Annotated in this window: 4 protein-coding genes; all 4 read right to left on the reverse strand. The window is 36.5% G+C overall.

All coding sequences use genetic code 11. The features are described 5' to 3' along the window. Positions 1–479: 479 nt before the first annotated feature. Entirely contained in the window at positions 480–1,544 is a 1,065-nt protein-coding gene (locus tag J3U66_RS12625) for a hypothetical protein (RefSeq protein ID WP_267349231.1), read from the reverse strand. Positions 1,545–1,556: 12 nt separating this feature from the next. Beyond that, positions 1,557–4,052, reverse strand: a complete 2,496-nt coding sequence (locus J3U66_RS12630) for a hypothetical protein (RefSeq protein WP_267349232.1) — start codon at positions 4,050–4,052, stop codon at positions 1,557–1,559. 10 nt (positions 4,053–4,062) lie between these two features. Next, positions 4,063–7,017, reverse strand: coding sequence for a type VI secretion system Vgr family protein (locus J3U66_RS12635; RefSeq protein WP_267349233.1), 2,955 nt, complete (start codon positions 7,015–7,017; stop codon positions 4,063–4,065). Between the two features lie 418 nt (positions 7,018–7,435). Then, positions 7,436–7,923, reverse strand: a 488-nt coding sequence (locus J3U66_RS12825; protein WP_323849547.1) for an alpha-glucosidase C-terminal domain-containing protein, incomplete at its 5' end; no start/stop codon positions are given.

Genomic DNA, 7,923 nt, shown 5'->3' on the forward strand with positions numbered 1-7,923 from the left:
CATTGCATTGGCGTTCGGCTATTGTCCCGTGATTTACTGGCAAGAATCGCTAACATATCAGACTCTGACACACCTTCGGCAATTTATTGATTTATTGCTGTAAGGCGAAACATGCAAAATCATTAAACGACAATTAGGCATTAGCACTAATACGGCAGTCAAATGGCAGCGCTATTTTATGTGGTTAATGAAGTAAAAACGATTTTTATTGTTGGTTAACTATTGCCAAGTAAAGCGGCGCCAACGTTATCTGCAAATTTGGTTAGACAATAAGTAAGAAAGCAAACATTCTAAGTTTAAATTGCATGAATGTTTATTCATCGAAAAAATAGATCAAACGGTAAACACTCCTAAATAATTTTTTCACAATTAACTGTATACAATAATAGTAAATAAATTAAGGCATAGGATAGAATTATTAATTTGTTCCCCCTTTTATTTATCTTATATTCCATGTAATTACTTATGTTGATTGTTAATTATTGTTCTGTTGCTCTACGTTTTATTGATGCTTCAATGGTTTTTGCCATTTGGTAGATTTCATCTTCTGTTAAGGGGATTTTTCCTTTTGCTTCACTTTGTTTGCCAATAACAGATAGCTGTAACCATGGGTGGTTGGTTTTGCTGTTTGGCGTGTTTCGGGAATAGTAAGACACTACGCCGTAATAACCATAGTCGGACGGTGATTTATCTTTATAACGTATTTCAACAAAACCCGCTAAGCCATTACGTCCGTCCATTTTGATATCACGATACTTTATAGGAAAGCCTAGTAATTTAATGTTTTTAATATTGAGATTACTTATATCGTAATTACTGTTCCAAAATAGATTGATTTCGTCTTTGGCATCAAAGCGCATAAGATTGGTAAAAGAACTTGTACTTTCGGTAAATGAAATAACGATATCAGGGTGTTCTTTTAACCGAAAAGAGACGGTTAAAATAAGGGGTAAGGAGGCATCATTACCGGCGACAAAGCCAAAGGGAATACATTTTCCTGCGATATGCGGCACTTCAAACAGTTCACGGGTAGAAAAACCATTAATAATTGCTTCGGCGTTTTGTTTATAAAATTCAAGATTTTTATCTTCACCTTGATGACTATTAGTTGTAAAAAATGAATATATTGTATTATTCTCAAAAAAAGTTACACGCCCCCCTTTTTTTGCATAAAACCCCAACATATTGTTTTCATTCAACAATTTCACCATATCATTAGAATTATTAGTTTTAATATTCTGATTTTCTAAAGCTATTTGTTGTTTTGCATTTTTTAACTCTTCATCACTCCATTTAGCAGTAATCGATAAATTATTTTGATTATAATTAAATGTAGATAGAATAGCCCATTTACCATCTTGAAAATAAACAGGAAAACGGGATTTTGGCTTAAAGTACTGATTTGTCGGATAAAGTGCCACTTCAAGATTATCGGGTAAATCTAAGGTATAGGATCCAATACACTCGGTTTTATAGTTGATCTCGGCCGCTTGACCTACATAACTAAAAAAAGTAAGACTGACTAATAAAAAAATCTTTTTCATGATAGGGAATCCTTAAGTTACTAACCGAATATGATAAGTGATAGCGTTATTTTCATCTTCTGTCCAATGGAGGGGGACTAATGTGATATGACCTCTAATGTTTTTTAATACATTAGCATCATTAATAGAATAATTTTGCCAAAAAATTTTATTAAAAGGCATTAATAATTTTTCTGTGAAATATTCCTTGTTATACATTCTTTTTAATGCTTCTTCCTGATTTGCAATAGGCTCTTGATTCGTGGCTCCGAATATCCCGTTATATTTATCAATCTCTTCGTCTAGAGACTTTGACTCTTCCAATTTTTCATTATCAAATTTTCTTAATTTATTATAATTTAATGCAGGCCAAATTGATGCAAATACATTTTCATCTTTCGTATCATCAACATATTCTAAACTTAAATAATTCCTTGGTATAAATGGAAAAACCGATTCAAAAATATCAGTATTACTTTTAGCTCGGGAGCGGATTTTGTTAACACTACTGGCAAGTTCTGGGACTTCAATCGCCTTTTCTAAACCTTGGCCATATAAACCTTGCCAAATTTTGGTTCGTAATTCATAAGCAAATTTTCTAACTGGTATAGGTATGCCGCGTTCGGGGCAATTAATGGTTTGTGAATCATTATCAACAATTAATGCAGCAAGTTCGGAATCTCGCCCGCCTAATAAGCTACGGTCATTAATATTGGCACTGCCGACTAATACATACAGGTCATCAACAATAGTTAATTTGCTATGTACATAAATTTGTTCAGTGAGAGTGCGATCCCCTAACTGAATCCAACTGCGCAAATTAAGTAAGGTAACATATTTATCACACTCTTCTAACTCTATTGTTTTGTAATCTTCACCCATATTATCGTAATAGGTAGGTCGCAATTTTTGCCAGTTTTTTCGTGGTGCTTTATCTTTAACCAGCTGTTGATATACCCATAGATGTTTGCGAATACGGTTAAGCAGACTATCACTACCAAATACAATAGTTTGCATGGTTTGATGAATGGTAGCCATAATAGAGCCCGTATTTAAAAGCCCTTCCGGATGTACAGGTAAAGTTATATAGACATGAAATGGTTCGGGTTTAAATGCAAAAATGACACTGGCAATTTTATCGCTTAATGCTTGTACAATTTTATTTTCAGGCAAATCATTAGCCGTAATAGATAAAAATTTTGTTATCCAAGGTTTGATTGGTGTTTCTATTTTTGCTGCCTCTGATAGTGCATCATTTAAAGAAGCGTGGGACGGACGACCATAATCAGAGATAAAAAATTGGTTTTCCAGATAAATATAGCGTTTGGCTTTGTTAATTAATTTTTGCATCACCTGATAAATATCAGATTGTGGTTTTGATGTAGTATTAGTATTTAGACGAACATTCGGTGCTAATTTATTTAGACCTTCAACACCATTATTTAAGTCTACATCTTTACTCAATATGGCTGACATTGCTTCCCAATTACGCATATATGCTGGCGCACTTCTTAATATTTGTACACTAATATTACCTTTATCAACTATTCCATCATATTCTTGTTGTGTGGGTAATGAAAGTGATTTATGTATGCAATAATCAGATACATTATTTCTTTTGTATTCACTATTTGGTGAGTCAGCTTGATTCCAGCGTAGTACAAAATTTAAAGTTAAGTCAAATACTGCTTTACCTTCAATTTTAACGTGAACATCTTGCCATGGCATAATGGGTTGATTATCCGCTAGTGTTGTTTGGGTTGCGTCAAAATGCTTTTTATCAAATATTTGTGATTGCCAAAATGTATTTTGTTTAATCGTAGAATGATCTCTTGGCTTAAATGATAGGCTTATTTCTTTTTTATTATCCCCCATCAATCTCACACAAGGATTATAACGATTTAACACTTGTCTATTATCAGCTTTCGGATCGAGATTATAACCATGGCAGTAACGTCCATAAGCTAAGTCTATTCCACCTACGTATGCTTTTTTTCTATCAATGATGATACACTTTTGATGATGAGAGAAAAACATTTGCGTTGCATAACTCCAGTATGGTTCGTCATTTTTTGAATCATGCAATCGGACAAAAATCACTTCACGCCCAATATATTCATTTATGTAGTTTCTTAAAACGTTTCTGGTATCTTGATCATTGGTATCGACGGCGACAGACTGCGATTTCCAAGGTAAAATAAAAATTTTTAATTCTGCATTTTTCTGCACCACTTCAAGTAATAAATCAACTAAACGTAAGTTTGGTGTTAGCATCGCATCCCAGTTAACTTGCCAGCCTGTGATATAAATTTCTTTTTCAGCACTTCGAATATCAGCAATTAAATCCTGAAAATAGTCATAACCTTGCACATAAGCTTTTACACTATTTTTATGTGTTGGTTCGGCAAAATTATTTCTAATTCCACGCTCATTAATATCATATAGCCAAATATCCTCTGTTACTGTCGATGTGTAGTTTTCTTCACCTTCTTTATCAAGTAAAAGATGTGTTTTATTATGTTCCGCCATTTATATACCATTATTTCTTTATTGAATTTATAAGTTGATTCTTTTTAATTTGCGAATTATTTTCTACCGCACTTAAAAATTCATCTTTTTGCTTTAATACTTCGTTTCCATAACCCATTGCTCGTGCTGCTTTAATATTTTTATTTTCATCGGTTTTATCTAATGTCGAAAATTGCAACTGGTAGGCAATATTATTATTCACAATCCATAAATATCCTGGACTTTTGTTGAAACGCTTAATAAGCTCTTTCGATTCATCGGGTGATATTTCTATTTCGCCTGTCTGAGTTGTTTTACCTTGAGTAATAATTTCATCGGTCATTAACGCATCATCAGCACTTTTTGCCGATACGATTCTCCATTCTGAACTCCCATAATTGATACCATTTTTACCGGGGATATCACTGATTTGTAAATTCAACTGGTACTCTTGTTCATCTAAAAGCATTACAGGGCTTATCGGTAATTCAGTAGTTGGTAAAAATAGTGAAGCAGGTCCCATTTTTTGCATGGCGTTGCATTTGAGATAAACATTACCGGATGTTCCCAGTTCAATACCTTCTTCGCTGATTTTGATGTAAGAGCCGCCGCAGATTAGGGTTATCTTTTTTGATGCGGTTAACTGAGTATCGCTGTCAACACTGTCAATGTTAATGTCTTGTTTAGCTGCCATAACCAGATTGTCATTTTGTGCTTGCACTTCCACGTCACTCTGATTGGCAAACAGTTTCATACCCGATTTATGGGCAAACAATCCCAGTGAGTCACCACCGGATAAGGTAATAGTTTTGAGTGCCGTGATATCGGTCTGGTTTTCACTAGTGAGTGCGATGCTGTTACTGGTTGAGAGCTGGATGTTCTCCGGACTGGTTAAGGCGATACCTTCATCGGCATAAGCTAAGAAGCCACTTTGTGATAATTGTGTCAGTGAGCTTTTCAGCTGGTCCTGACTGTCGGTATCGGCGCCGTGTGCTTCAGACTCTTTGGCGGCATTTTGCAGCGCTTTGGCAATTGATAAGGCATTTTCTAACTGGCTAATTGCACCTTGCATATCCAGTTGTTTACCCTGTGCTTTCGGCTCAGTTGCGGTGGTGAGGAATAAGCCTTTAGCCGCAGCAATACTGCCCCATTCATCTGTCCTTAACTCAAACCCTTCACCCCGTTGTGATTTGTTTTGATTAACTAAGTGACCAATGTTCAGTTGCGTTTTACCATACTCCGTCGATAGCTTAATATGCTCCTGACCGCGTTTATCATCCATCCGTAATTTATTATTCGCTGGTGTGCGTATCACATTACGGTGTTTGTTGGCGGTTGCCACATGGTCTGGGTGGTTGCTGTCATGCATCGCATAAGCAATATAAGGACGGTCAGGGTTACCGTTGGTAAATGCAATCGCCACTTCCGTGCCGTCAATTAACGGAAAGTGGAAACCGTAACTGTCACCGGCATAAGGTTTCGCCAGTCTCACCCATAAGCTCTCTTCACCATTCTTCCAGCTTTTCAGGTCAAAGTTAAACTTAACCCGGTATCGTCCCATCGTGTCAATATAACCGTATGTGTCATTATCCGGACTGGTAATTCTTGCCGGTAAGGTGCCACTGATTTGTGGCCAGTCTGTTGGTTTGGGTCGGTATGGTTTTAATGTCTGATACGGTATGGCGGTAAACTGCACTTCATAAGCATCCGTACGGTTACCACGACCTTCCACACTTAAAATCAAAAAACCGTCCTGTGTATTAGCTAACGGATTACCAGTAATATGAATATGCTGACCCGGTGATAACTGACCGCGGTTACTTTTACCGCTGACGATAACCTGACGGCTTATCGCATATTCATGGCGAATACAGGCATACCATTCGCCACTCTCAATGCTGTTATCACTGTGTCTTCCGCTGTTGCCATTAAGCTCTCCTTCAACAAAACTATTGCTATTGACTGCATTGCGGTCACTGCCTGCTCTGTTATCAGCATCGGTATCAGCACTCGCGTTGCCGTTATCATTTAGTGCGTTATAATGCTCTTCATAACGGTAATCTGTGCCGTAAGTGGTTATATTGGTCGGTTGGCTGTTTACGTCAGTTTGTAAATCCTCACCTGCTGTACGGTAATTATAGTCCTGAACTTTAACCGAAGTTTCAACCGTTTGACTGTGTAAGCTGATATCCCAAACACTGTCCACACCCGCATCTAAAGTGCCACTCAGTTGTTTATAGTCAATATCTTTTGCCTGCTGATAACCTTGTTCATAATCACTCAGCACCATCACATCACAGCTGTGCTCCGGATGAGGTTCAAAGCGGAACCAGATACCCACATCGGCTAAAATCCGCTGGATAAAAGCAAGGTCACTCTCCTGCCATTGAGTGATAAACTCCCTGACCGGATAGGTGTCTTTTAATTCTAAGCGGTAATCAATACCGGTAAAACCATGACCTCGCAGCACTTCCTCAACCACGCTCACTACATTTTGATTTTGAAAGATAGCGCTGTTATGGCTAAGTGCCAGTCTTGTCAGTGATGAGGAGAGAACCACCTGATAATGTGCTTCATCTTTATTGACCGATAACTGACTAAACTCGGTAATGACCCCGTACACAATGCGTGCATCGTCTGACGGTAATAGTGAGGTTAATGAAGAGTCCAACGGAGCAAAGGATTTTAATACATTCACTGCAGTTAATGCCTTTGAGGCAATATTAGTATTCGCAGAATTAAAACGAAAGGAGGCTTTTTTATTTAGTACTGAATCAAGGGAGATCTGTTTGTTGCTGCAGGTAAAGGAGATAAGGTAATGCCACGGTTGATTTAGCACTTCTTGCGTGGTGACATCTAACACCGATATCGCTGAGCCTAGTTCTTCAATATTTAATGTGTAACGATTATGGCTGATTCCGCCATTAATCCCATCATCTACACCTTTACCAAATGGAGTAAAGAAAGTAGCTAATTCTTCCTTCATAATTTCCTCTTTTCATACTTCATGTGAACAGCAATGTTATATCGACTATTATTATAACTAATTATTTAATTTTATTTTTTAACTAGACCACATGTGGGCGTACTACTAAGATTACCCACAGCTTTCAGGCTACGAAATTAATTCATATTAAAAAATAACCTAAAACAGATTATAAAATACCTTTTTTTGGGTTATTTGCAAACTTTTTTAAATCTTTTTTTAATTAAATTATATAGATAAGTTATCAAGATTAGTGATGAATTAAAGGAAGGACACCATAGTTTTATCACCATAATGTTAGTAAAAATGCTTTTTATTTAGTTAGATTTCGGTCGTTAGTTTCAAACAATTTTAAAAAAACGTAATCTTAAATAGATTACCCTTTTATAATCGTTTTATTAAAAAAACAATATTTCCTTTAATCCGTTTCGTGCAACAAATACGTTGCTTCATAAGGCTGTAATACCATTTCACCTTCGAGCACTGTTTGATTTGAGTAATTACTTAACAATTTTTTCCAAGAACTATTTTCTAATGCTTTAGGCAATTGCCATTTAACCGTATTTTCGGTCAGATTGGCTATCACAAGTAACGTTTGATTATTCCAATGTCTGACATAACACCAACAATTAGCAACATCAGGCGTTAGATCTTGATAGTCACCGAAAATAAAGATCGGATATGTTTTGCGTAATTTGATTAAGGTTTGATAGCAATAAAAGATTGAATTGGGATCATCAAGCGCTGCCTTCACATTGATTTTTGGGTAATTGTTTGCCACCTCAATCCAAGGTTTACCTTGGCTAAATCCTGCATTGGCAGTGTTGTCCCATTGCATTGGCGTTCGGCTATTGTCCCGTGATTTACTGGCAAGAATCGCTAACATATCAGACTCTGACACACCTT

It is taken from the genome of Gilliamella sp. B2969, from assembly GCF_026536195.1.
In the GTDB taxonomy this organism is placed as follows: Bacteria; Pseudomonadota; Gammaproteobacteria; order Enterobacterales; family Orbaceae; genus Gilliamella.

What these genes read in the sequence shown, in the direction of transcription:
- J3U66_RS12635 (WP_267349233.1), bottom strand. Translation starts at nt 7,017, where the DNA reads ATGAAGGAAGAATTAGCTACTTTCTTTACTCCATTTGGTAAAGGTGTA.
- J3U66_RS12630 (WP_267349232.1), bottom strand. Translation starts at nt 4,052, where the DNA reads ATGGCGGAACATAATAAAACACATCTTTTACTTGATAAAGAAGGTGAA.
- J3U66_RS12625 (WP_267349231.1), bottom strand. Translation starts at nt 1,544, where the DNA reads ATGAAAAAGATTTTTTTATTAGTCAGTCTTACTTTTTTTAGTTATGTA.